This is a genomic window from Photorhabdus tasmaniensis, from assembly GCF_011189505.1.
GTDB classification, from domain to species: domain Bacteria; phylum Pseudomonadota; class Gammaproteobacteria; order Enterobacterales; family Enterobacteriaceae; genus Photorhabdus; species Photorhabdus tasmaniensis.
This window is the reverse complement of record NZ_PUJU01000062.1, coordinates 1-24,175: the sequence shown is the minus strand read 5'-3', so window position 1 is coordinate 24,175 and position 24,175 is coordinate 1. Positions and strand designations below refer to the sequence as shown.

Sequence of the window (24,175 nt, the reverse complement as noted above, 5' to 3'; positions counted from 1 at the left end):
ACTGGCGTGAGGATCCAATGTGTCGTTTTACCGCCACGGTACTGGGTTAATTTATTGATTAAATAAGATTTCAAAAGAGTAGATCACTGGAGGGAACTCAGTCCGATTTTGACGATCTGATTAATCGTCAAAAATCACCAAACGGACTGCGTTATACCTATCATCGCATCGATACTCCGAAATGAACGACGTGACACCGAACTACTGTTGTCAATTTATGTGGCAATGGCTTCAACATGTAAAGGTATTCATGGAAGCAGTATCATTACAACAACAGCAAAAATCGGGAAGGGTAAAAATGGGTGTATCACTATTATGAAAACCTATTTATATTTTCTCTGTTGTTACAAATATAGTGTACTTAAAAATTATTTACTAAATATTTTCAACTCTATGTTTTATATGTATTTTTTATATTTATCAAAGGTTTATTTCCATATGGAATATTGTTTTTTTTATTCTTATGGCTCAATCTAATAATAACAAAAAATTGATTTCTCTTGGCTTCCTTTTAATATTTTTTCCACAGGAATATGTTTACCAGCGGTAAAGAGTTATCCATACTTAATACCTGTAGTTTTAATTTTTATATTTGCTAGTAACCAATATCTAATAATGGGATTAATAGCTGTTTATCACGATTATTTTGATGCCAGTTTGAGATCAACATTTGACTCTTTATTATCGACATTTGCACGTTTAATCGTTTTGATTCTCTTTCCGGCAGTTGCATATTTTACCGAAACTTTTGGATGGCAAATAATGTCATATTCATTCATTATCTTGTCTTTAATGGTTATTTTTATTTATGTGTTTAGCCTGAAGTTGTTGCTCAGGCAAACACATTAAAGATCTCTTCCAATGCAGAGTAAATAAGCGGACGGCTATGAACGGACGCTAGCATCTATGCTTATCCGTTTTTGCCAGTTTGCTTGTTACTATAAGTAGGCATTTCCCGCTAATGATTTATTTTTTTAACTGTTTTTTCTGCATTGCCAATAGTTCAAAGACACCAAAAAAGAAAATTTTGGTTTGTATTAAGCCAGAAAGTTTTTGGTCTTTGGGTTGGCTGGTTTTCATCAGTAACATCTGCAATGCATGCATTACCACCATGAAAATTATGGCGATATCCATAAAATATTTCAATGGTTTTGGAAATGGATGGATTAGGTTAAATATCAAGAATCCCCAAACGCAGACCATTAATAGTTTTCCCAGTTGAATAAACATCAGAGTGTGCTCCAAGAGAGTAGTTAGGCGGGTAAGTAGCGGATATAAAGCCGGTATGCGACTTGTCCAGCTACTTTTTCGCGATGAAGTTGCCAGTTGACAGGCACATCAGCTGCCGCTGATTCAGATTCAGCCTCAACATAAATCCAGCTTTCATCTGCCAGCCAATGCTGTTTTTCCAACAACTTTATGGTTTCAGCAAGCATTCCTTTACGGAAAGGTGGATCAAGGAAAACGACATTATAGGGCGTTCCCGGTTGAGATAAACAGTTTAACGCACTGTCGTTAATAACTTCGGCATTTTGAGCGCCGAGCAGAGCCAGATTAGCGGAAAGTTGTTTTGCTACATCACGTTCATATTCGATAAGTGTCGCCTGTCCTGCATAACGGGAAAGTGCCTCTAATCCAAGTGCTCCGCTTCCTGCATAGCAATCCAGACAGCGCGCTTCCTGAATAACCGGAGCCAGCCAGTTAAACAGGGTCTCTCTGATGCGATCGGTGGTTGGACGTAACCCAGGGCTGTCCGGTACAGGTAATTTCCGGCCTCGCCATTTTCCACCAATAATACGGATTTGTCCCATAGATTGTCGTTGTAGTTTTTTTGCCATAATTTACGTAACTTAATTACTCGTCATCAGATAGTGCTGCACAATTGATGACCTATTTTTAAAAGTGCCAGTTTAAGGAAATACGGGTTAAATCTTGCGGGCATTAATTTACCATGAAATACATGCATTGATATGTGTTGCGCTACTACGAAAATGTTAGACTGCATCTAATTTCGTTATTATTCACTGTTATAACGCCATGATTTAACCTTGAGGAGTGTAATGGCTGATGGCAAAAGAGAAAAAAAGAGGCTTTTTCTCCTGGTTCGGGCGTGGCCGTCAGGAAGAACAGCAAAAAGAAGAACAATTGGCAGCAGAGCAAGCGGAACAACAGCATTTTGTTGAAGAAGCTGCAAGATTAGCGGCAGAGCAGGCAGAACAACAGCATTTTGTTGAAGAAGCTGCAAGATTAGCGGCAGAGCAGGCAGAACAACAGCATTTTGTTGAAGAAGCTGCAAGATTAGCGGCAGAGCAGGCAGAACAACAGCGTCTTGTTGAAGAAGCTGAGAGATTAGCGGCAGAGCAGGCAGAACAACAGCGTCTTGTTGAAGAAGCTGAAAGATTAGCGGCAGAGCAGGCAGAACAACAGCGTCTTGTTGAAGAAGCTGAGAGATTAGCGGCAGAGCAGGCAGAACAACAGCGTCTTGTTGAAGAAGCTAGAAGATTAGCGGCAGAGCAGGCAGAACAACAGCGTCTTGTTGAAGAAGCTGAGAGATTAGCGGCAGAGCAGGCAGAACACCAGCGTCTTGTTGAAGAAGCTGAAAGATTAGCGGCAGAGCAGTCAAAGCCAGCGATATCAAAAGAGCAAGAGCGTCCCACTAAAGAGGGCTTTTTCACCCGCTTGAAACGCAGTCTGGTTAAAACCCGTCAGAATCTGGGGTCCGGCTTTCTCAGCTTGTTCAGTGGTAAAAAGATCGATGATGATCTGTTTGATGAATTGGAAGAGCAGTTATTGATTGCTGATGTTGGTGTTGATACTACCCGCAAAATCATTGGCAGCCTGACGGATCATGCCAGCCGTAAAGAGCTGAAAGATGCGGAAGCATTGTATGCCAAATTGAAAGAAGAGATGTCTGGCATTCTGGCTAAAGTTGATAAGCCGCTGGATATCGAAGGAAAAGCACCGTATGTCATTCTAATGGTTGGTGTTAATGGTGTTGGTAAAACAACAACAATTGGTAAATTGGCACGCCAGTTCCAGGCGCAAGGTAAATCGGTCATGTTGGCCGCAGGGGATACTTTCCGTGCCGCCGCCGTTGAGCAGTTAGAGGTGTGGGGGGAACGTAACCGTATCCCGGTGGTAGCGCAACATACTGGTGCTGATCCCGCTTCCGTGATTTTCGATGCGATTCAATCAGCTAAAGCTAAAGGTGTAGATGTATTGATTGCAGATACCGCAGGTCGTTTGCAAAATAAATCTCACCTAATGGAAGAGTTGAAGAAAATTGTCCGGGTGATGAAAAAACTGGACGAAGATGCGCCACATGAAATTATGCTGACATTAGATGCCAGCACCGGCCAGAATGCGATAAGTCAGGCTAAATTGTTCCATGAAGCTGTAGGGCTGACAGGTATCTCACTGACAAAACTGGATGGGACTGCCAAAGGTGGGGTGATTTTCGCCATTGCTGATCAGTTTGAAATTCCTATCCGTTATATTGGTGTCGGTGAAGGAATTGAAGATCTGCGGCCATTTAAGGCAGATGATTTTATAGAGGCACTTTTTGCCCGAGAGGATTAATTACCATGATTCGCTTTGAACAGGTCAGTAAAGCTTATCTGGGCGGACGGCAAGCCCTGCAAGGGGTGAACTTTCATTTGCGCCCTGCGGAAATGGCATTTCTAATTGGTCACTCAGGGGCAGGTAAAAGTACCTTGCTGAAACTCATCTGTGGCATTGAACGACCTAGCACCGGACATATCTGGTTTGCCGGTCATGATATCAGCCGGTTGAAGAGTCGTGAGGTACCTTTCCTGCGTCGCCAGATTGGTATGATTTTCCAGGATCACCATCTATTGTTGGACAGGACGGTATACGATAACGTGGCAATGCCACTGATTATTTCAGGTGCGAGTACGGAAGATATTCGTCGCCGGACTTCTGCGGCATTGGATAAAGTGGGTCTGCTGGACAAAGCGAAAAATTTTCCGATTCAGCTTTCGGGCGGGGAACAGCAACGAGTCGGCATTGCTCGCGCCGTTGTGAATAAGCCAACTGTTTTGTTGGCGGATGAACCGACCGGTAATCTTGATGGTGAGTTGTCAGAGGGTATTTTACGGCTGTTTGAAGAATTTAACCGGGTAGGGGTGACGGTGCTGATGGCGACCCATGATATGGCACTGATTGAACGACGGAAATATCGTATTTTGACTCTGAGCCAGGGCCGTATGGCGGGAGAACATCATGGTTAAAAATGTGCGTAAGGCAGCGGGGAAAGTAACAAGATCGAAAAGTAAAGCTTTGCAAGGGGGATGGCGTGAGCATGCCTGGATGAATGCGCTGACAGATATGTTGCGTCAGCCACTGGCAACTCTGTTGACGATTATGGTTATTGCGATATCTCTGACATTACCAAGCGTTTGTTACATTATCTGGAAGAATGTCAGCCAGGCTGCGGAAAAATGGTATCCCACCCCTCAATTGACGGTGTATCTCGATAAATCACTGGATGATAACAGTGCTCAGAAATTAATAAGTGAACTGAAAGCACTTGATGGTGTGGATAATGTTAATTATCTCTCACGTCAGGAAGCGATGACGGAGTTCCGTACCTGGTCTGGTTTTGGCGGTGCGCTGGATATGCTGGAAGAGAATCCACTACCCGCAGTCGCTATCATTACACCGAAAATCGATTTCCAAAGCTCACAGACTTTGACTACGTTGCGTGACCGGGTTTCTCAGATCAAGGGTATTGAAGAAGTTCGGATGGATGATAGCTGGTTTGCCCGTTTGGCGGCGTTGACGGGGCTTGTCGGTCAGATTGCGGCAGTGATTGGTATTCTGATGGTCGTGGCGTTGTTTTTGGTCATCGGTAACAGCGTGCGTCTGAGTATTTTCAGTCATCGTGACACAATTAACGTGATGAAGCTGATTGGTGCGACTGATGGTTTCATTTTGCGTCCATTCCTCAATGGCGGCGCTTTATTAGGGGGGCTTGGTGCGATGTTATCATTGATACTCTCTGCCCTGTTGGTATGGAAGCTCTCTGATGTTGTCACACAAGTTGCCAGTGTGTTTGGTACGACGTTTAATTTACATGGGCTTTCATGGGATGAATCCCTGTTGTTAGTTTTAATCTCCGCGATGATTGGTTGGGTCGCTGCTTGGTTGGCGACAACCCAGCATTTGCGCCACTTTACGCCAGAATAATTGAATTAATGTTTGTTATGGCGGGTACAAATAAAGTTACTTGCATAGATATAAAACAATCTGTTATTTTTTGTTCCGTGATCCCACGGTGGATGTTATCTGTCCTGAAATTATTACAACTCCACGCATCTGTAACTTGAATATGCACATTCTGGTGATAGACTGTACCGCTTATGTTGAGCATTGGTTTATAAACACTGATGTAATCTGTACTAACGATTTGAGCCTTAATTTGAGAGGATTTGAATGGTCAAAGAAATGCAAACTTTAGCGTTAGTTCCTCAAGGAAGTCTAGAGGGCTATATTCGTGCCTCTAATACCTACCCGATGCTAACAGCAGAGGAAGAGAAGGAACTGGCTGAAAGGCTGCATTACCAGGGAGATCTGGATGCAGCTAAGAAGCTGATTCTGTCTCATCTGCGCTTCGTTGTTCATGTCGCTCGCAGTTATGCTGGTTATGGCCTGCCCCAGGCCGATTTAATTCAGGAAGGGAACATTGGCTTGATGAAAGCAGTACGTCGTTTCAACCCGGAAGTGGGGGTGCGTCTGGTTTCTTTTGCTGTTCACTGGATTAAAGCTGAAATCCACGAATATGTACTGCGTAATTGGCGTATTGTTAAAGTTGCAACCACTAAAGCGCAGCGCAAGCTGTTCTTCAATCTGCGCAAAACTAAACAGCGTTTAGGTTGGTTTAATCAGGACGAAGTGGAAATGGTCGCCAAAGAACTTGGTGTGACCAGTAAAGATGTGCGTGAGATGGAATCTCGTATGTCAGCACAGGATATGGCGTTTGATATGTCTGCTGATGATGATGGTCAGGAAGGCTTGCCGGTTGCTCCAGTTTTGTATCTTCAGGATAAAGCGTCTGATTTTGCAGATGGCATTGAAGAGGATAACTGGGAAAACCATGCCGCTGATAAATTGTCGGTAGCGATAGAAGGCTTAGATGAGCGCAGTCAGGATATTATCCGTTGCCGCTGGTTGGATGATGATAACAAATCTACCCTGCAAGAGCTGGCTGATAAATATGGTGTTTCTGCGGAGCGTGTACGTCAGCTTGAAAAGAATGCCATGAAAAAATTGCGTGTAGCCATTGAAGCATAAATAAAGTGATTTTGCGTTAACGCATTCACAATGAATAAGTTAAGAGGGCGATAATGGTTTATCGCCCTTTTTGTTCCTTCTTTCAGCGTCTTCAACCAAACTAATCCGATGAAAATTGTTATTGCACCTGATTCATTTAAAGAAAGTCTCAGCGCTTCGCAGGTTGCTGAAGCGATAGAACAGGGATTTCGTGAAATCTATCCACGAGCTGAATACATTAAACTACCGATGGCAGATGGTGGTGAAGGTACGGTTGAATCAATGGTAGCCGCCACCGATGGGCAAGTTATCCACTTGTCTGTTACCGGCCCGTTAAATCAGGCTGTGGATAGTTTTTTCGGGGTACTGGGTGATGGAAAAACTGCGGTTATTGAAATGGCTGCGGCTTCTGGCTTACATCTGGTTTCGATGGAAAAGCGTAATCCGCTGATAACCACGACGTATGGTACCGGAGAGCTGATATTGGCTGCTTTAAATAAAGGTGTCAGTAAGATAATCCTCGGTATCGGTGGTAGTGCGACTAATGATGGTGGTGCCGGTATGATGCAGGCATTGGGTGCTCGCTTGCTTGATGATTGTGGTGAAGAGCTGAGGGCAGGCGGGGCCGCATTAAGTCAGCTTGCTGAAATCGTTCTCTCTGGTTTGGATCCTCGTTTGAGTCAGACTGAAATTATCGTCGCCTGTGATGTGACTAATCCGTTATGTGGTGAGTTTGGTGCATCTGCTATTTTCGGGCCACAGAAAGGGGCGACACCGGAGATGGTGAAAGAATTGGATGCGGCTTTGCGTCATTACGGTGAAAAAATTGAATTCCTGACAAAAACGAAGGTCATGGATGTACCGGGTACGGGAGCCGCAGGTGGTATGGGGGCGTCTTTACTTGGTTGGTTGAACGCTAAATTACAACCGGGAATTGATATTGTTATCTCCACGTTGGAACTGGAGAGAGTGGTACAAAGTGCTGATTTGGTTATTACTGGGGAAGGCCGGATAGATAGCCAGACTGTTTACGGCAAAACACCCATCGGCGTTGCCCGTATCGCCAAAAAGTATGCTATTCCAACCGTTGCATTGGTCGGCGGTATGAGTCAGGACTATAACGTCGTTCATGAGCATGGGTTGGATGCTGTTTTCTCAATTATGCCCGGTGTTTGTTCTCTTTCTGATGCTCTTGCTTGCGGGCATCAGAATTTGCGGGTGACAGCCCGCAATGTGGCTGCCGTCTGGAAGATGAGTCAGCCCAAGTAATAGTTTGAAGTGGTTTCATAACGAAAACCACAGGCGTTCATAAAACCTTTTAATGCCGGTTCGTTGGCATCAGGGAAACCCGCGAGACTTAGCTTCCACTGTTTAACAGCAGGATGCCGGGCCTTTAATTCATTTACCAGATATAAACCCACCCCCCGGCGACGTGTTATTTCACGAACACATAAATCTTCAAGCAGGCCGGATTGATTACTTAGAGTGATTTTTACTGCGGCCAACAATCTGTCATTGAAACGGGCGGCGAACAGTTTATTGCCGTTTTTTAGATGGATTTGCCATTGTTCTGGCGTTTGCTGAGGCCAGATTTTCCCCAAATCAATCATATCTTGTGCTGATAAAACAGTCAGTTGTTCAATAGTTAACTTCATGGTTTTTCCATATCCATTGTAGATGAATAAACAGTCAGAATGTTGTGAGACTATTTTTATACGTTACTGGAGAAAATGTTTTTAACATGATCGATCTTTCGAGTTAAAGATTGCTTTACTAATATTTAACCAGAATATCACACCATGATTAGTCTAAATTACAACCCTCTTTGGCGGTATTTTATTCTGTATTTGATGCTTTTTGCTACCTTGCCAATTTGATTTTAAGCATGAAATGCTATTTTAATAACATGAAAAATAAAATCTTATTAATAAAAATCACTTTATCTAATCATTAATCACAAATGGCCATGATTTCCAGCCAGATGATGGAAGATCTTAAAGGCAAATACAATCAGCAGGCCAATAACAATACGGGGATCAATAAATGAAAATCGTAACAGGTAAAGCATTATTAACCGGCTGTCTTGCCATGGTGATGAGTTATTCACTGTGGGCAAAAGAGATTAAAGTCGCGATTGTGGGGGCGATGTCTGGCCCGGTTGCTCAGTATGGTGATATGGAATTTACTGGCGCACGTCAGGCGATTGCGGATATTAATGCCAAAGGTGGTATTAATGGCGATAAGCTGGTGGGCGTTGAATATGATGATGCCTGTGACCCAAAACAGGCTGTAGCCGTTGCTAACAAAGTGATTAATGACAACATTCGTTATGTTATTGGTCATCTTTGTTCTTCATCGACTCAGCCGGCATCTGATATCTATGAAGATGAAGGTGCCATTATGATTACGCCCGCAGCAACTAATGCTGATCTGACAACGCGTGGCTACCAAATGATTCTGCGTACCACTGGGCTGGATTCTGATCAAGGTCCAACGGCCGCGCAATATATTGTTGAAAAGATCAAACCTCAACGGCTGGCAATTGTTCACGATAAACAGCAGTACGGGGAAGGGTTGGCACGTTCCGTTCTCGATAAACTGAAAAAAATGGGAGTCAATACGGTATTGTTTGAAGGTGTTACTGCCGGTGATAAAGACTTCTCAGCACTGGTTGCCCGCCTGAAAAAAGAAAATGTAGATTTTGTCTATTTCGGCGGTTACTACCCTGAAATGGGACAAATTCTGCGCCAGGCTAAACAAGCGGGTTTGAATATCCGTTTTATGGGACCGGAAGGTGTCGGTAACTCTTCGTTGTCTAATATTGCTGGTGCTGCTTCTGAAGGAATGTTCGTAACACTGCCTAAACGATACGATCAAGTTCCGGCAAACAAAGCCATCGTTGATGCAATCAAAACTAAGAAAGAGGATCCAACGGGCCCATTCGTCTGGACAACTTATGCCGCCCTGCAATCTCTGGCAACGGCAATGAACCGTACCGGCAGCATGGAACCTGCTGATTTGGTGAAAGACCTGAAAACTAATCCTGTCGATACCGTGATGGGAACACTGAGCTGGGATCAGGCTGGCGACCTGAAAGGGTTCGAGTTCGGCATTTTTGAATGGCATGCAGACGGTTCTTCTACTTCTGTGAAGTAAAGCCATCCGAATAGCCGTCAGCCCCTGCTTGACAGGGGCTGCTATTCCAGAGGTACAAGATATGTCAGAGCAATTTCTCTATTTTTTACAGCAGATGTTAAACGGGGTTACCCTGGGTAGCACTTATGCATTGATTGCCATTGGCTATACGATGGTTTACGGCATTATCGGGATGATTAACTTTGCTCATGGTGAAGTTTATATGATTGGCAGTTATGTCTCCTTTATCGTGATTGCTGCTCTGATGATGATGGGAATTGATCTGGGCTGGTTGCTGATTACTGCTGCTTTTTTAACATCAATTGTGATTGCCAGCGCTTATGGCTGGAGTATTGAACGGGTGGCTTACAAACCCGTTCGCCATTCCAAGCGTCTGATTGCGCTGATTTCTGCAATTGGGATGTCTATTTTCCTGCAAAATTATGTCAGCTTGTCACAGGGTTCCCGCGATCTGGCATTGCCAAGTCTGATTTCCGGGCAGTGGCTATTGGGTGAAAGTGATGGATTTTCTGCCAGTATAACTGCGATGCAGCTGACTATCTGGATAGTAACATTTCTTTCCATGCTGGTACTGACGATATTTATCCGCTATTCCCGTATGGGACGTGCCTGCCGTGCCTGTGCGGAAGATCTGAAAATGACCAGTTTGCTGGGGATCAATACCGACAAAATTATTTCTTTGACCTTTGTTATCGGCGCGGCAATGGCAGCAGTAGCTGGTGTTTTACTGGGGCAGTTTTACGGTGTGATAAATCCGTATATCGGTTTTATGGCAGGAATGAAAGCTTTCACCGCAGCCGTATTGGGGGGCATTGGCAGCATTCCGGGGGCAATGATTGGCGGTTTGATCCTAGGCATTTCTGAAGCCCTGACATCTGCTTATTTGAGCACAGAATATAAAGATGCGGTTTCCTTTGCTCTGCTTATCGTTGTGTTGTTGTTTATGCCTACCGGGATCTTAGGTCGCCCAGAGGTAGAAAAAGTATGAAACATGCCAATTGGATTAATGCCATTATCGCCTCAGCCGTTTTATTTGTGCTGGCTGTTTTTATGATGGGGATGCAGTTGTCACTGGATGGTACGAAGTTGGTCGTTTACCGAGCCGATGAAGTCCGATGGCTATGGATTGGCATCGGCTGTACGGTTGTTTTCCTATTCCAGCTATTACGTCCAGTTGTTCAGCAGACGATGAAAAAAGTGCCGGTTAAAAGCTGGACGTTGCCGGATTTCGATGGTTCAACCAAAGGACAAAAACGACTGGCAGCATTGATTATTGTTGCCGCGATTGTCTGGCCATTTATTGTCTCCCGTGGCAGCGTTGATATCGCTACGCTGACATTAATTTATGTCATGTTGGGGCTGGGGTTGAATGTAGTCGTTGGTTTATCAGGGTTGCTGGTGCTTGGATATGCAGGTTTTTATGCTATTGGCGCTTATACCTATGCCTTACTAAGCCATTATTACGGGTTGGGATTTTGGCAGAGTTTACCGTTGGCGGGATTAACGGCTGCTTTATCGGGGCTGTTGTTAGGTTTTCCGGTATTGCGATTGAGAGGTGACTATCTGGCAATTGTTACACTTGGTTTTGGCGAGATTGTTCGCATTCTGCTATTGAATAATACTGAAATAACGGGTGGTCCGAATGGTATCAGCCAGATCCCAAAACCGACTTTCTTCGGGCTGGAATTTAACCGCAGCGTGAAAGAGGGAGGGTGGGATACTTTCCATAACTTCTTTGGTCTGCAATACGATCCAAGTGACCGGGTTATTTTTCTCTATTTGGTCACATTGTTATTGGTGATACTGACTGTATTTATTATCAATCGGTTACTGCGTATGCCATTAGGTCGCGCGTGGGAAGCACTGCGTGAAGATGAAATTGCCTGTCGTTCTCTTGGGCTGAGTCCAACCCGTATTAAACTAGCCGCATTTACTATCAGTGCTGCATTTGCCGGTTTTGCCGGCACCTTGTTTGCTGCCCGGCAGGGTTTCATCAGCCCAGAATCCTTCACCTTTGTTGAATCTGCTTTCGTGCTGGCGATTGTGGTACTGGGTGGAATGGGTTCGCAAACTGCGGTAATTCTCGCGGCCATTCTGCTGGTGGTTTCCCGTGAGATGATGCGTGATTTGAATGCCTACAGCATGTTACTTCTGGGGGCAATGATGGTGCTGATGATGGTTTGGCGTCCGCAAGGATTGCTACCGATGAAACGCCATAATGTTAAATTTAAACGGCAGGAAAGCCAACCTCAGGGAGGAGAACAGGCATGAGTGCAATACCATTATTGCAGGTTTCCGATCTGACCATGCTCTTCGGTGGTTTGCTGGCGGTTAACAATGTTGCCCTGATATTAAATCAAAGCGAAATTGTCTCTCTTATTGGGCCTAATGGCGCAGGGAAAACCACGATCTTTAATTGCCTGACAGGATTTTACCGTCCGACCAGCGGCACAATAACATTGCGGGAAAAACATCTGGAAGGGTTATCCGGGCAGGCTATTGCCCGTATGGGCGTTGTCAGAACATTTCAGCATGTGCGATTGTTCCGTGAGATGACTGTGATTGAAAATCTATTAGTGGCACAGCATCAGCATCTGAAAAGCGGTCTTTTTTCCGGGCTTTTCAACATGCCGGCATTTCGACGTGCGGAATCTGAGGCTGTAGATCGGGCTGTCATTTGGCTGGAGCGAATTGGCTTATTACCACTGGCAAACAGACCTGCGGGTAATTTGGCCTATGGTCAACAACGTCGTCTGGAGATTGCCCGTTGTATGGTAACACGCCCGGAAGTTTTGATGCTGGATGAGCCTGCTGCGGGCCTGAACCCGAAAGAGACAGCAGAACTTAATGTCTTAATTGCTGAACTGAGAAAACATCATCAGGTTTCTGTGTTGCTGATTGAGCACGATATGAAACTGGTGATGGGGATTTCTGATCGTATTTATGTGGTTAATCAGGGAACACCTTTGGCGCAAGGTCGACCGGAAGAGATTCGTAACAACCCGGACGTTATTCGGGCATATTTGGGAGAGGTGTATTAATGATGTTGGAATTTAAACAAGTATCTGCCCACTATGGAGAAATTCAGGCGTTGCATCAGGTGAGTTTGAATATTCAACAAGGAGAAATTGTCACTCTGATAGGTGCGAACGGCGCAGGAAAAACGACGTTGCTCAATACGTTATGTAGTGAACCCAGAGCGACTGAGGGCGCTATTATTTTTCGCGGCAAAGATATCACGCAATGGCCGACTGCACGTATTATGCGTGAGGCCATTGCGATTGTTCCTGAAGGGCGCAGAGTCTTTGCCCGTATGACAGTGGAAGAAAATTTGGCAATGGGTGGCTTTTTTGCTGACAAAACTCAGTATCAGCAGCGTATTGAACGGGTTTATGATTTATTTCCCCGGTTACAGGAAAGGCGAAATCAGCGGGCTGGGACGATGTCCGGTGGTGAACAGCAAATGTTGGCAATTGGCCGCGCTTTAATGAGTCAGCCGCAGTTATTGTTGTTGGATGAGCCTTCACTGGGGTTGGCACCGATAATTATCATACAGATTTTCGATACCATTCAGCAGTTGCGGGAAGAAGGGATGACCATCTTTCTGGTTGAGCAGAATGCAAATCAGGCGTTAAAACTGGCTGACCGGGGATATGTACTGGAAAACGGTAAGATCGTACTAGAAGACAGTGGGCCTGCATTATTGGTTAATGAAGCGGTGAGAAATGCGTATTTGGGGGGAGAGTGAGGTATTTTTTTCGTCATATTCTAAGCAATATAGTTTATGGGTGAAGTCATGAAAGGCCAATTAGTTTTATTCAGCATAATTTGAGTGGCTAAAATTTACAGTCAAAATTATTTTGTTATTAAGTTAATTTTCTTTCATCAGAAAGAGAATGCTTTTAAGAATATTTATCTGTTGTCTTGTAGAAGATATAATCAATTGGTAATAAAAATATTATTAATTATAATATAACAGAAATATATGCTTGGGATGCTCGGCTATTTTATTTATTATCATTTTAACGTTGTGAGTGAATTTAATGAATTATTATAGTTTACTGGATAAAGGTAAACTTGGAAAATAAAGAATATAATTATATAGCACTATGGCAACCAAGATTAATATTATAATCTCAGGTGAATAACATAATGACAATAATTTCCATTTCAATTTTTTTATATATATATTTTTATGTATTTTTATATATCATATAATTTCATCAACTCTTGAATAATAGTAATTTCATTGAAGCAAAGCGTTGACACAAACTATATATCTGCTATAGTTTTATATTATTGTGATTTGTTTTAGATATGTCTCGTTAATGACTTTCTTATAATATGGATATCTTAATGTTCTGGTGGGTTATTGTGGCATGTAAAGTCCACGTAATATATTGGGGAATTAATTTTTAAAAGTAATAGTGGTTATATGATGATTAAAGAGTATCTTTAATTAAGTGATAATGCTGTATTTTTAAAATATTTATATGTAAGTTGAGTGAGTTTTATTTAAATTTTAATGAGGAAAATAAATATGTCTAGAATAACTATTGTTGTTGATTCAGATGAACAAAAAGCAGAAGTTTATTCTAATGCTTCTGTTCCAGTATATAAAGACTTAAATGCAGTTGGTCCTTTGATTGATGTGACTATATCACCTCATGCTAGTGTGGAAGTATTCAGAATAGATACACCAGTAATTCCAGAATCCAGACAATCGCTGAAAGTTGTAAATACAGGGCTAGCAAATAGTGTTACGGCTAAATTTTACTGGTCTCATAGTTTTACCTCTGAATGGTTTGAGTCTGGTTCGATAGATGTAGGATTAGGAGAAGAGAGGGTATTAAACGTGCCTGGCAACTCTTTCTATTATAGTAAATTTGTTATCTATAATAACTCGGATAAAGTTGCTTATGTTACGGCAAATTTGGTTTAAACATCTTATTTTGATTGAAGGGTTTCATTATGCATACAGATAATGTTTTAGACATAAGAACCATCGTGGCTAATGAATATGCTGTAAAGACGAGCGCATTAGAGTGGGATGTTACTGACATTGTAAAAAATGCAATCATAGGGGGAATATCTTTTATACCCTCAGTTGGCCCTGCCATATCTTTTTTAGTCGGTTTATTCTGGCCTCAATCGCAAGAAAATATATGGGAAGGGATTGTCAAACAAATTGAAAGGATGATAGAGGAGTCTGCGTTAAAGACGATTAAAGGTATCCTTGCTGGTGATATTGCATATATACAAGAGCGAATGGCAACCGTTGCTGATCTTCTTGAGAAGCATCCAGGATCAGAAGAAGCGAGGAGTGCTTTTAATAACCTGGCAGAAAATATAGATGGTTATCACAAAAAATTTAATAATTTTTCGGATGATGTTAACTATCAAATATTACCTATGTTTTCTACTACAGTTATGATGCAGATAACATATTGGGTTGCTGGTTTAGAGAGAAAAGATGAAATTGGGCTTAGTAATATTGATGTTGAAAAAGTCCGAGGGTTAATTAAAAAGACGGTAGAACAGGCTAATAGTTATATTAATAACATATATGATAGAGAGCTTAATGATGCTCTTAATAACTCGACGGCTGACACTGTTGCAAATAATGTGATGTCTGTTCATGGCCACTGTCGTTTACATGGGATTGAATATATCAGTATTTGGGATAAATTAAGTGAAGCTGAGTCTGTCAATAATAAAATCTATGTTGATGTTTTAAGTTATTCTACTTTCTTTGACCGTCAAACAGCAAAAGCCAGAATTCAGGCATTGACTCCAGAGAAAGATATGGCTCCACCTCTCAAACCGGCTCTTAATGGAGGAAAAAGAAGAAAGATAGATTCGTTAACCGGACATATTGTGCGTATTGGAGGGGCTCCGAGAGTAGGGGGGCTGACAGTTGTATTTGATGATAGTAGTCGCCATCAGTTAGGTACAATATCTGATGAGACGACATCTATTTCTTTGAATGGTAGTCGAATTACCAGTTTAGAAGTATGGGGCAACGGTGCTGTTGATAGAGCCGTCTTTACTTTGAGTGATGGTCGCTCATTATTATTTGGTGATCCTGGAACATCTCGATATAGGAAATTTCATATTGGTGAAAGTCACTATATTTCAGGGGTATATTTATCCAGTGATTACAGCCCATTAGCTCGTCAGGCGGCAAATATTGCTGTATCTTATCAGCTGATAAATGACGATGAAAAATGATAGCTTTTAACAAGTGTATTTTATATACGTAGAATGTTATTAGCCTTTATTTAGTTTTCTTCTTTATTTGATACATTTGCCGACATCTCTGTTCATATGGTGAAGAATGCTTTTGATGTCGGCAATTTCTGTATATTATCTCAATAATTACCTTCCTTATAAGCAGACATATATTCCCTTGGTGATCGACCGGTCATTTTTTTGAAAAATATTGCAAAGGCGCTATCACTGGCAAATTCTAATTCATTGGCGACAGATGACAAATTACCTTGTTTCGCCAGTAATTCTATAGATTTGATCAAGCGCCATTGTTGCCGCCATTGTTGATAATTTAAACCTGTTTCCCGGCGAAATATCCGGCTGATAGTTTTCTCGCTGGCACCGATATTCATTGCCAGTATTTTGAGCGGTGGTGGAAGTGTCGTCATAGGGATGCAAGCCAAACGACGATCGAAAGGGAGTGGCAATAATGTTGGCTCTCTCTTTGCCAGGCGGATTTCGTCAAGACAAACCGCTAATAGATTAGCAGCAGGCCCATGTAACCAGTCTGTGTTAAAAGGCGATAGTGCGATTCGTTCCAATACTGCACGCAGCAAAGGTGTTACTTCCAGTACTTCAATGTGTTCTGCCAGACACCCGATCTGATTGATATCCAGATAAATCGAACGATATCCGACAGATTCTTTTATCTCTGCTCTATGAGAGATACGGGGTGGGATCCAGGCAACCCGGGTTGGCGGAAGTATGCATAAGTGATCCGCTAGGGTGATACTGATACACCCTTGCTGGGTAAATAATAATTGCCCCATCTCATGTTGATGAAATCCTGAATCATGTTGACCTAGTTCAGCGGCGATTCCAACAACCGGTACTCCGAAGCTATCGGGATCAAAACTATCATCGCGGGAAAGCCATGCCATATTTATGTCCTATTTTATAAATAAATTGTCTTTATTATTATAATACGACGATTGAGACCATGCTAACTTATGCTTATCATCTAATTGAATCAGGCAAAATCACAATGCAACGTAAACTTGGGCTTATGCTGGCAACCGCGCTAATGATGTTTCCACAAGTTGTAGAGACCATCTATAGCCCGGCATTAACCGATATTGCAAAGGGATTTAAGGTGAGTGCTGAACAGGCTGCTCAAACTTTATCTTTATATTTTTTCGCTTTTGCTATCGGCGTGGTTATCTGGGGGCGCATGTGTGATCTCATAGGTAGACGTCCAACGATATTGAGTGGGTTGCTACTCTATAGTGGTGCTTCATTAATGGCATTATTCAGCAGCCAATTTGAGTTATTACTGGTTGCCAGAATGTTATCCGCATTTGGTGCCGCAGTCGGTTCGATAGGAACTCAAACCATGATGAGAGATTCTTATCAGGGAAGCGAATTAGCTCGGGTGTTTTCCGTCATGGGCATAGCTTTAGCGGTAAGTCCGGCAGTTGGCATGATGAGTGGTGCTGTTTTGGTGTATTTAGGGGGATATAAAGTCGTCTTTTTTGGTTTGTCTTTCCTTGCGGTATTATTGTTAGGTTGGTCTGCTATTTATCTGCCTGAAACCCGCCCGGCAGCAGTGGTAATAATACCGCTAACAAGTACTTTAATTATGATGTTCAAGGATGTGGCAATTTGGCGCAATGCTCTGTTGATAGCACTCTTTAATTTATGTTTGTTTAGTTATTATCAATTAGCTCCGTTTAATTTTGAACGGTTGGGATTCTCTTCTGAGACGTTTGGTTATACCGGATTGCTTTTGGCGCTAGGGTCAGGTATCGGCGCTTGGTTAAATAAATTCTTGTTAAACAAAAAATGGCGTTCACCAAATTCAGTATTACTTGCTGCGATTATCCTCCTGATAGGCGGAGGAATGATAATGGCACTGGAAGCCACCTGGTTTTTTATCCTACCAATGATTTTGATTGTTGTAGCTTACGGAATTGCCATTCCCAATATCTTGGCTTCTGCATTGATTGATTATACCGATAGATTGGGAACAGCAGGAGCATTGTTTGGTTTGCTATATTATTTGATATTGGGTGGGGGATTGGCGTTAGCGGGTTGGAACCAACGTCTTGGTGTTGTCTTGGTATGCTGTGGTTGTTTTATTCTATTTTTGGCGGTAATTAATTGTTTAATATTAATAAAATCAGAGAGTAATACATCAATTACGGAATGATCTGATATTGGAATAATTCTAAACTATCGACATTTACGGCGGGGAGCAGTCACTTTCTGGATTACACTTTGTATCAATATGGCTTCATGCGATAGATAACGGGCTTAGTGATGCAGTTATTCCAACGAAACCAACACCAGCGGAGCTGGCTGGTATGAGATTGTATGATGAGGAGGAAATAATAAGGCTGCTTCATATTGCCGCAAAAAAGGCAAAAGGGAAACTTGATGCAGATGATTCAGAATTGCTGGGCAACTAAATAATCTGCATGTTTGTCGCGTAAGGCCCCCAAAATTAGGCATTACTTTTCTTGCTTTGGCAAAAAAGGTACTTTACCAAAAGGTAAAGTGCCTTTTTTAATGAACTAATTGATAGCGATTAGTTCATGCCATATTTTTTCAATTTCTTACGCAGTGTGCCACGGTTGATGCCCATCATCAGGGCAGCGCGTGTTTGGTTGCCACGGGTGTATTGCATCACCATGTCCAACAATGGCTGCTCCACCTCAGCCAGTACCAACTCATACAGGTCATTAACATCTTGACCATTTAGTTGAGCAAAATAGTTCTTCAGTGCTTGTTTAACTGAGTCACGCAAAGGTTTTTGAGTAACCTGATCTTGTGAATTTACAGTAGCAACGGTTAGTACGTCAGAATTTACGCGTTGTTCGAACATAGTTCTGTCAGCTCTTTTCTTTATATTACGCAAAATTTTCGAAATATGCCTTCAACACCTCCAGCTGTTCGCTAGCATCCTCTATGGTGTTGAATGTGCGCCGGAACTGGTCATCAGGAGCATGTTCCCGAAGATACCAAGATACATGCTTACGTGCGATACGGGCTCCCTTGCCTGGACCATAAAAGTCGTGCAATTCCCGTATATGCTCGTTCATTAAATGCTGCACTTCGCCTATCGGCATCGGTGGCAGCAATTCTCCTGTTTCCAGATAATGCTGGATTTCCCGGAAGATCCAGGGTCTTCCCTGAGCAGCGCGGCCTATCATCAGGGCATCAGCCCCGGTGTATTCAAGCACTGCTCTGGCCTTAAGCGGGTCAGTTATGTCACCATTGGCAATAACCGGGATGGCAACAGTCTGCTTAACTGTCCGAATATTATCGTACTCTGCTTCTCCGTTAAACAAACAGGATCGAGTCCTGCCGTGAATCGTCAGAGCCTGAATACCACAACGCTCGGCCAATCGGGCAATCTTTACACAATTTCGTTCTTCTGGCGACCATCCAGTGCGAATTTTCAGCGTAACAGGAGCATCTACTGCATTTACAACTGCGGACAGGATCTTTTCGACCAATTCCGGGTAACGCAATAAAGCTGAACCTGCCAGCTTACGATTCACTTTCTTGGCTGGGCACCCCATGTTGATATCAATGATCTGAGCACCATTAGCGACGTTAATCTTCGCTGCCGCTGCCATTTCATCAGGATCATTGCCGGCAATTTGCACGGAACGAATTCCCGGTTCGTCACTGTGAACCATACGTAGCCGGGATTTGTCTGTCTTCCAGACCTGTGGGTTGGAAGATAGCATTTCCGATACTGTCATACCTGCACCCATTTCGTAACATAGTGACCGAAACGGACGGTCAGTTATGCCAGCCATTGGGGCCGCAATAAGACAGTTTTTCAGCTGGTATTGTCCGATACGCATAGACGAAGAAAGAGTGGCCATACTGTGACTGCAAGGGCGCGTATATTACGCATTTTTCGCAAAATATGAAAGGCCAAACTTTGAGCAAATCGACATTTGTTACAATTTTTTTCCAGCTTTCTTTCTGGGATAAATCTAATTGTTCATAAATAACATGGTGTTATATGTCATTGGTGAAGTTTATCACTCAGGATTTTTCTATCAGCCAGTTTGCCGATAGCACGGATTATCATCAGTGAGTGATCAAAAATTACTCTCGCCATCATGACAAAATAAAATAACTCTAACTTGCTACTATTTTTACCCCAGATATCCGACACCATTCTTCCTGCTCCGCAACAGGATCGATCACGAATTTATCAGTATAGGCTTGAATAACACTTTCTGCCTGACTTGCTAAAATACCCGATAAACCCAACAGACCACCTGATTTTGGTAATGCACCGATTATAGGTGCGAGTTCACGCAGAGGGCCTGCCAGAATATTAGCAATTACTACATCAGATTCAAGATCGTTTGGCTGATCTTTCGCCAAATATAGCGTTAAACGCCCCAGAACGCCGTTACGCTCTGCGTTATCGCGGCTGGCTTGAATAGCCTGTGGATCGATATCGATGCCAATAGCGTGTGCCGCACCGAGTTTTAGCGCTGCAATTGCCAATATGCCGGAGCCACAACCAAAATCAATGATGGTTTTACCTTCCAGATTGAGGCTGTCCAGCCATTGCAGGCATAACGCTGTGGTTGGGTGGGTGCCTGTACCAAAAGCCAGCCCAGGGTCCAGCATGACGTTAACGGCATCTGGATCTGGAACATCGCGCCAGCTTGGGCAGACCCACAAACGGTGACCAAAACGCATTGGGTGGAAGTTATCCATCCATTCACGTTCCCAATCTTTGTCTTCCAATTGCTCGATCTTATGGATAAATCCCTGACCTAACTGAGGAACGTGTTCGAGTTGGCTGATCACTGCTTTCATATCCGTTTCAGCATCATAAAGTCCGATGACATCGGTATCTCCCCATAAACGGGTCTCGCCTGGTAAGGGCTCGAATACTGGGTTATCGTGGCTGTCCTGAAAGGTGACTGATACGGCTCCACTTTCCATTAGATTATCCCCCAAGGATTCAGCCTGCGCTCCTGTGGTATTTAATCGAAGTTGTATCCAAGGCATAAAAAAATTCTCTTTATTAAAAAATAGGTTAAAACAACGCGCTTAATTAAGCTCAACGACTCGTTGCGGCAGCCGGTGGCCGATGGTATTACCCATCCCGAAAGCCAGCAGGCTAAGTAGCAGTGATGGCACGATCGGATGGAAGTCTAATAGATGAATATCGAAACTGGCGAATAGCGTATAACTTACTGCCCCTGTAATCATCGAACTGACAGCGCCATATGCATTAGCTTTTTCCCAATATAGTCCTAGCACTAATGGCCAGAGGAAAACGGCCTGTAGGCCACCGAAAGCCAGCAGATTCAGCCAGATAATCATCTCTGGTGGATGCCAGGCGGCTAAAAGCAGTAACAAGCCAAGGATCAGGGTGGAAAAACTGGAAATCCGTGTCAGTTTCTTTTCTTGTGTGATTTGTTGTGGAAACAGATTCAGGTAGAGGTCTTTTACGATCGTCGCAGAAGATTGCAGCAATTGCGCATTAATTGTTGACATAATTGCCGCCATCGGTGCGGCTAGGAAAATGCCAGCAGCGAATGGTGGCAAGACGGTGATCATCAACGTTGGGATCACTTGATCGGGAATGGTCAGATCAGGAATAACTGCCCGGCCGAGAGCACCTGCCAAGTGCATACCGAACATGAGGATAGTCATGACGATAGTACCGATGATAATCCCACGATGAACGGCTTTGCTATCACGGTAGGAGATACAACGAACGGCGGTATGAGGTAGCCCAATGACGCCAAAACAGACCAATATCCAGAACGATGCCATGAAAGGCCCACTGAGGATATGATCTGCTCCGTGTGGGGAAACCAGTTGTGGATTAATTGCTCGTAATGTGGCAACCGCTTCTGATAGCCCTCCCGCCTTATAGATAATTGCAACCAGCAGCAGAACCGTGCCCAGAAGCATCACCAGCCCTTGCATGGCATCGTTGAGGACACCGGCCCTGAAACCGCCGAATGCGGTATAGAGCGCGATAGAGACACCAAAAATCAGTAATCCGGTGCCATAAGGGATGCCTGCGGCGGTTTCCAACAGACGCGCACCGCCAATAAACTGAACTGTCATTGCGCCGACAAAAGCCACTAAGAGGCTCAGGCTGGCGAACCAAACCAGAAAACGGCTGCCGTAGCGGGCATACAGCATGTCATTGAGGGTGACAGCATTATAGCGGCGGGCGAGAATGGCAAATTTCTTACCTAGTACGCCAAGGGAAAGCCATATTGCCGGCAACTGGATCAGCGACAGTAATACCCATCCCAGACCATATTTATAGGCTGCTCCTGGCCCGCCAATAAATGAGCTGGCACTGATATAGGTGGCGGTAATGGTCATTGCCAGTACAAAGCCGCCCATGGAACGGTTACCGAGGAAATACTCAGTCAGGAAGGTACCTTTCTGGCGGCGTCGATAAGCGTAAACTGATAGAAGAAATACCAGTGCAAGGTAGCCTAGCAGAGGTAAGATAACTTCATTTTGCATTCTCATCCTCCAATGGGACTTCTTTGAAAATAAACTTAACCATCAACCAGCAGAGGATGATAAATATTACTGGCAACAACAAACATGCCATTTCGAACCAGCGTGGCAAGCCAGAGACACCCGGAGTATCACTGGGTAAATAGGCTGTCAGCAGCCAGCCAATAAGATAAGCAAGCGTTAGGAACACAGCCCAACGTGCTTCTTTATGGGATTGAACAAATCGTTTGTCCATTCGTTCTTCCGGTAATTAAATAAACAAGATGGGAGAGGAGGGATTGTACGGCAAGATGTGGATTTATTCAGGAAAAATACGATATGTAGTTAATAGCCTGAGTTTTGTTTGAAAATTGAACCAAGGCGTGGTTGTCGGCTCGAACGTAGCGGGATGGTTTGCAGGAGTTGACCACTACACGAATCGATGGATTGAAAATGACTTCTGGATATCCATAAGGTAAAAGACTGATTTATTATTCACCCCATAGGCATACCTTATGGAGATCCACATGCTTTTACGACATATCAACTACTTTCTTGCCGTGGCTGAGCACCACAGCTTCACGCGCGCCGCTACAGCCTTGCATGTGTCTCAGCCGGCACTGTCCCAGCAAATTAAGCAGCTCGAGGAAACCCTTGGGGCCCAGCTGTTTGATCGGACCGGACGTACCACGCGGCTGACGGATGCTGGCGAAGTCTATTTCCGCTATGCACGGCGGGCATTGCAGGACTTGGCGGAAGGAGAGCGGGCGATCCACGATGTTGGTGACCTGAGTCGCGGTTCTCTGCGCGTTGCCGTTACGCCGACGTTCACGGCTTACCTTATCGGCCCTTTGGTCGAGTCGTTCCACAATCTCTATCCCAACGTCACGTTGACGGTTCAGGAGATGTCGCAGGAGCGCATTGAAGAGCTTCTGGTCGATGGCGAACTCGATGTCGGGGTTGCGTTTGATGAGATCCACTCGCCTGACATCGACGCACAACGACTTCTGGTGGAGACGTTAGCGTTGGTCGTCGGTAAGGGTCATCCCCTTGCAAAGTGTCGAACGATGAGTCTGAAAGCCCTGAATAACGAGTCTCTGGTTCTCCTCACGTCCGAGTTCGCTACACGGAAGCAGATCGATCGTTATTGTAGGCAGAACGACATTCGTCCTCGCGTTTTGATGGAGGCCAATTCGCTGAGCGCTGTCATTGAGATCATCCGACATACAAGCCTTGCCACGTTGCTGCCGGCAAAGATTGCCAGTGACCGGGAAGAATTGGTTTCGATTGCTCTAACTCCCTCACTACTGAAAAGAACGGCGGTTCTCATGCAGCGAAAAGGAGCATACCAGACGGCTGCGTCGCGGGCATTTATCAAGCTTGCACTGGAATATAGAGCACTAAGATAACGGGAAAACGTTGACCAACTATCAGGCGCATTTACAAACGCCCTTGTCGGAACTGCGGTTCCGACAATCCTCGTAAGATCCCGACTGGCATTCAAGTCGCTGCGCGCGCGGAGACCACAGTGAGGACATGCGAAACGATGTTTGTTACGTCTACCGATATAACCGTAGCGGGAACAGGTTTTACTGCGGTAAGCCGGGTTAACATATTTAACCTGAATGTCTGCCGCCTGAGCTTTGTATTCCACATAACTGCGCTGGAATGATAAAAACATGTGTCAATTCTCGTATTGGGCACTGAGTTTGCGTAAAAAAGCAATCAAACACTGTTTTTTGATAATTTCATCCAAATCCCCGACCAAAATAATGGAACGTCACATTAGTTTACCATATTAATTATTAGTTAACTATTAATTACAGCTTATGACATCTGACTATCATGGTGCCATAACTTGATTAAAGCAATCTTACTTAAATCAAACTTTTTGAAATAAATTAAATCATTATGTTACTTAAACGCCGATAAAATTCACACCAGTGACTGTTTTGAAGTGAGATTTACATATCTTTAAAATATCAATCTTGATATTTATTAAATC

General features: G+C 43.7%; 24 protein-coding genes and 1 pseudogene. 14 read left to right on the top strand and 11 right to left on the bottom strand.

The window, feature by feature from the left end; translation table 11 throughout:
• Positions 1 to 641: 641 nt before the first annotated feature.
• The 3 genes from C5471_RS20395 to rsmD all read right to left on the bottom strand — a co-directional run bounded on the left by C5471_RS20395 (position 642) and on the right by rsmD (position 1,838).
• The gene (locus C5471_RS20395; protein WP_166296324.1) at positions 642 to 779 is read right to left on the bottom strand and encodes a hypothetical protein; all 138 of its coding nucleotides are present in this window, start codon (positions 777 to 779) and stop codon (positions 642 to 644) included.
• A gap of 187 nt (positions 780 to 966) precedes the next feature.
• A complete protein-coding gene (locus tag C5471_RS20390; RefSeq protein WP_133815618.1) occupies positions 967 to 1,230 on the bottom strand; it encodes a DUF1145 family protein in 264 nt (87 codons plus the stop codon).
• 23 nt (positions 1,231 to 1,253) lie between these two features.
• A complete protein-coding gene (gene rsmD / locus C5471_RS20385; protein WP_133815617.1) occupies positions 1,254 to 1,838 on the bottom strand; it encodes a 16S rRNA (guanine(966)-N(2))-methyltransferase in 585 nt (194 codons plus the stop codon).
• A 229-nt stretch (positions 1,839 to 2,067) separates the two neighbouring features.
• Here rsmD and ftsY point away from each other — a divergent pair, with 229 nt between their 5' ends.
• The 5 genes from ftsY (at position 2,068) to C5471_RS20360 (ending at position 7,560) form a co-directional block, all read left to right on the top strand.
• Positions 2,068 to 3,579 carry a signal recognition particle-docking protein FtsY gene (ftsY, locus tag C5471_RS20380; RefSeq protein WP_133815616.1) on the top strand — a complete coding sequence of 504 codons (1,512 nt, stop codon included), beginning with the start codon at positions 2,068 to 2,070 and terminating at the stop codon, positions 3,577 to 3,579.
• Between the two features lie 5 nt (positions 3,580 to 3,584).
• Complete coding sequence (gene ftsE, locus C5471_RS20375; protein WP_133815615.1) at positions 3,585 to 4,250, top strand: cell division ATP-binding protein FtsE; 666 nt, start codon at positions 3,585 to 3,587, stop codon at positions 4,248 to 4,250.
• Positions 4,243 to 5,208 carry a permease-like cell division protein FtsX gene (gene ftsX, locus C5471_RS20370; protein WP_133815614.1) on the top strand — a complete coding sequence of 322 codons (966 nt, stop codon included), beginning with the start codon at positions 4,243 to 4,245 and terminating at the stop codon, positions 5,206 to 5,208. The genes ftsE and ftsX overlap by 8 nt, the downstream gene beginning before the upstream one ends.
• A 246-nt stretch (positions 5,209 to 5,454) precedes the next feature.
• The gene (rpoH, locus tag C5471_RS20365) at positions 5,455 to 6,312 is read left to right on the top strand and encodes an RNA polymerase sigma factor RpoH (protein ID WP_133815613.1); all 858 of its coding nucleotides are present in this window, start codon (positions 5,455 to 5,457) and stop codon (positions 6,310 to 6,312) included.
• 108 nt (positions 6,313 to 6,420) lie between these two features.
• Positions 6,421 to 7,560, top strand: coding sequence for a glycerate kinase (locus tag C5471_RS20360; protein ID WP_133815612.1), 1,140 nt, complete (start codon positions 6,421 to 6,423; stop codon positions 7,558 to 7,560).
• Here C5471_RS20360 and panM read toward each other — a convergent pair.
• Positions 7,548 to 7,946: an aspartate 1-decarboxylase autocleavage activator PanM gene (gene panM, locus C5471_RS20355; RefSeq protein ID WP_133815611.1), complete on the bottom strand. Its 399-nt coding sequence runs from the start codon at positions 7,944 to 7,946 to the stop codon at positions 7,548 to 7,550. The genes C5471_RS20360 and panM overlap by 13 nt on opposite strands.
• Before the next feature lie 388 nt (positions 7,947 to 8,334).
• Between panM and C5471_RS20350 the strand changes: the two genes are divergently transcribed.
• From C5471_RS20350 to C5471_RS20320, 7 genes are all read left to right on the top strand, one after another.
• Positions 8,335 to 9,447: a branched-chain amino acid ABC transporter substrate-binding protein gene (locus C5471_RS20350; RefSeq protein WP_133815610.1), complete on the top strand. Its 1,113-nt coding sequence runs from the start codon at positions 8,335 to 8,337 to the stop codon at positions 9,445 to 9,447.
• A 61-nt stretch (positions 9,448 to 9,508) separates the two neighbouring features.
• Complete coding sequence (gene livH, locus C5471_RS20345) at positions 9,509 to 10,435, top strand: high-affinity branched-chain amino acid ABC transporter permease LivH (RefSeq protein ID WP_133815609.1); 927 nt, start codon at positions 9,509 to 9,511, stop codon at positions 10,433 to 10,435.
• Positions 10,432 to 11,718, top strand: coding sequence for a high-affinity branched-chain amino acid ABC transporter permease LivM (locus tag C5471_RS20340; protein WP_133815608.1), 1,287 nt, complete (start codon positions 10,432 to 10,434; stop codon positions 11,716 to 11,718). Before livH ends, C5471_RS20340 begins: the two co-directional genes overlap by 4 nt.
• Complete coding sequence (livG, locus tag C5471_RS20335) at positions 11,715 to 12,488, top strand: high-affinity branched-chain amino acid ABC transporter ATP-binding protein LivG (RefSeq protein ID WP_133815607.1); 774 nt, start codon at positions 11,715 to 11,717, stop codon at positions 12,486 to 12,488. Before C5471_RS20340 ends, livG begins: the two co-directional genes overlap by 4 nt.
• A 2-nt stretch (positions 12,489 to 12,490) precedes the next feature.
• Positions 12,491 to 13,195, top strand: coding sequence for a high-affinity branched-chain amino acid ABC transporter ATP-binding protein LivF (gene livF / locus C5471_RS20330; protein WP_133815701.1), 705 nt, complete (start codon positions 12,491 to 12,493; stop codon positions 13,193 to 13,195).
• A gap of 792 nt (positions 13,196 to 13,987) precedes the next feature.
• The gene (locus C5471_RS20325; RefSeq protein WP_133815606.1) at positions 13,988 to 14,389 is read left to right on the top strand and encodes a hypothetical protein; all 402 of its coding nucleotides are present in this window, start codon (positions 13,988 to 13,990) and stop codon (positions 14,387 to 14,389) included.
• Between the two features lie 29 nt (positions 14,390 to 14,418).
• Entirely contained in the window at positions 14,419 to 15,678 is a 1,260-nt protein-coding gene (locus tag C5471_RS20320) for an insecticidal delta-endotoxin Cry8Ea1 family protein (RefSeq protein WP_133815605.1), read from the top strand.
• Between the two features lie 140 nt (positions 15,679 to 15,818).
• Here C5471_RS20320 and C5471_RS20315 read toward each other — a convergent pair whose 3' ends face one another.
• Entirely contained in the window at positions 15,819 to 16,598 is a 780-nt protein-coding gene (locus C5471_RS20315) for an AraC family transcriptional regulator (RefSeq protein WP_133815604.1), read from the bottom strand.
• Between the two features lie 104 nt (positions 16,599 to 16,702).
• Between C5471_RS20315 and C5471_RS20310 the strand changes: the two genes are divergently transcribed.
• Positions 16,703 to 17,866 carry a multidrug effflux MFS transporter gene (locus C5471_RS20310; RefSeq protein ID WP_133815603.1) on the top strand — a complete coding sequence of 388 codons (1,164 nt, stop codon included), beginning with the start codon at positions 16,703 to 16,705 and terminating at the stop codon, positions 17,864 to 17,866.
• A gap of 378 nt (positions 17,867 to 18,244) precedes the next feature.
• On the opposite strand, the gene fis is transcribed toward C5471_RS20310, so the two are convergent.
• The 5 genes from fis to C5471_RS20285 all read right to left on the bottom strand — a co-directional run bounded on the left by fis (position 18,245) and on the right by C5471_RS20285 (position 22,426).
• Entirely contained in the window at positions 18,245 to 18,541 is a 297-nt protein-coding gene (fis, locus tag C5471_RS20305; protein WP_010847912.1) for a DNA-binding transcriptional regulator Fis, read from the bottom strand.
• Between the two features lie 25 nt (positions 18,542 to 18,566).
• The gene (gene dusB, locus C5471_RS20300; RefSeq protein WP_133815700.1) at positions 18,567 to 19,532 is read right to left on the bottom strand and encodes a tRNA dihydrouridine synthase DusB; all 966 of its coding nucleotides are present in this window, start codon (positions 19,530 to 19,532) and stop codon (positions 18,567 to 18,569) included.
• 283 nt (positions 19,533 to 19,815) lie between these two features.
• Positions 19,816 to 20,706, bottom strand: a complete 891-nt coding sequence (gene prmA / locus C5471_RS20295) for a 50S ribosomal protein L11 methyltransferase (protein WP_133815602.1) — start codon at positions 20,704 to 20,706, stop codon at positions 19,816 to 19,818.
• A 42-nt stretch (positions 20,707 to 20,748) separates the two neighbouring features.
• Positions 20,749 to 22,194, bottom strand: coding sequence for a sodium/pantothenate symporter (gene panF / locus C5471_RS20290; protein WP_133815601.1), 1,446 nt, complete (start codon positions 22,192 to 22,194; stop codon positions 20,749 to 20,751).
• Positions 22,184 to 22,426, bottom strand: a complete 243-nt coding sequence (locus C5471_RS20285) for a YhdT family protein (RefSeq protein ID WP_133815600.1) — start codon at positions 22,424 to 22,426, stop codon at positions 22,184 to 22,186. The genes panF and C5471_RS20285 overlap by 11 nt, the downstream gene beginning before the upstream one ends.
• Positions 22,427 to 22,697: 271 nt before the next feature.
• Between C5471_RS20285 and cynR the strand changes: the two genes are divergently transcribed.
• A complete protein-coding gene (cynR, locus tag C5471_RS20280; protein ID WP_133815599.1) occupies positions 22,698 to 23,579 on the top strand; it encodes a transcriptional regulator CynR in 882 nt (293 codons plus the stop codon).
• Positions 23,580 to 23,719: 140 nt separating this feature from the next.
• Here cynR and C5471_RS24560 read toward each other — a convergent pair.
• Positions 23,720 to 23,851, bottom strand: a pseudogene (locus tag C5471_RS24560) (zinc ribbon domain-containing protein); the annotation flags it as partial.
• Positions 23,852 to 24,175 lie beyond the last annotated feature (324 nt).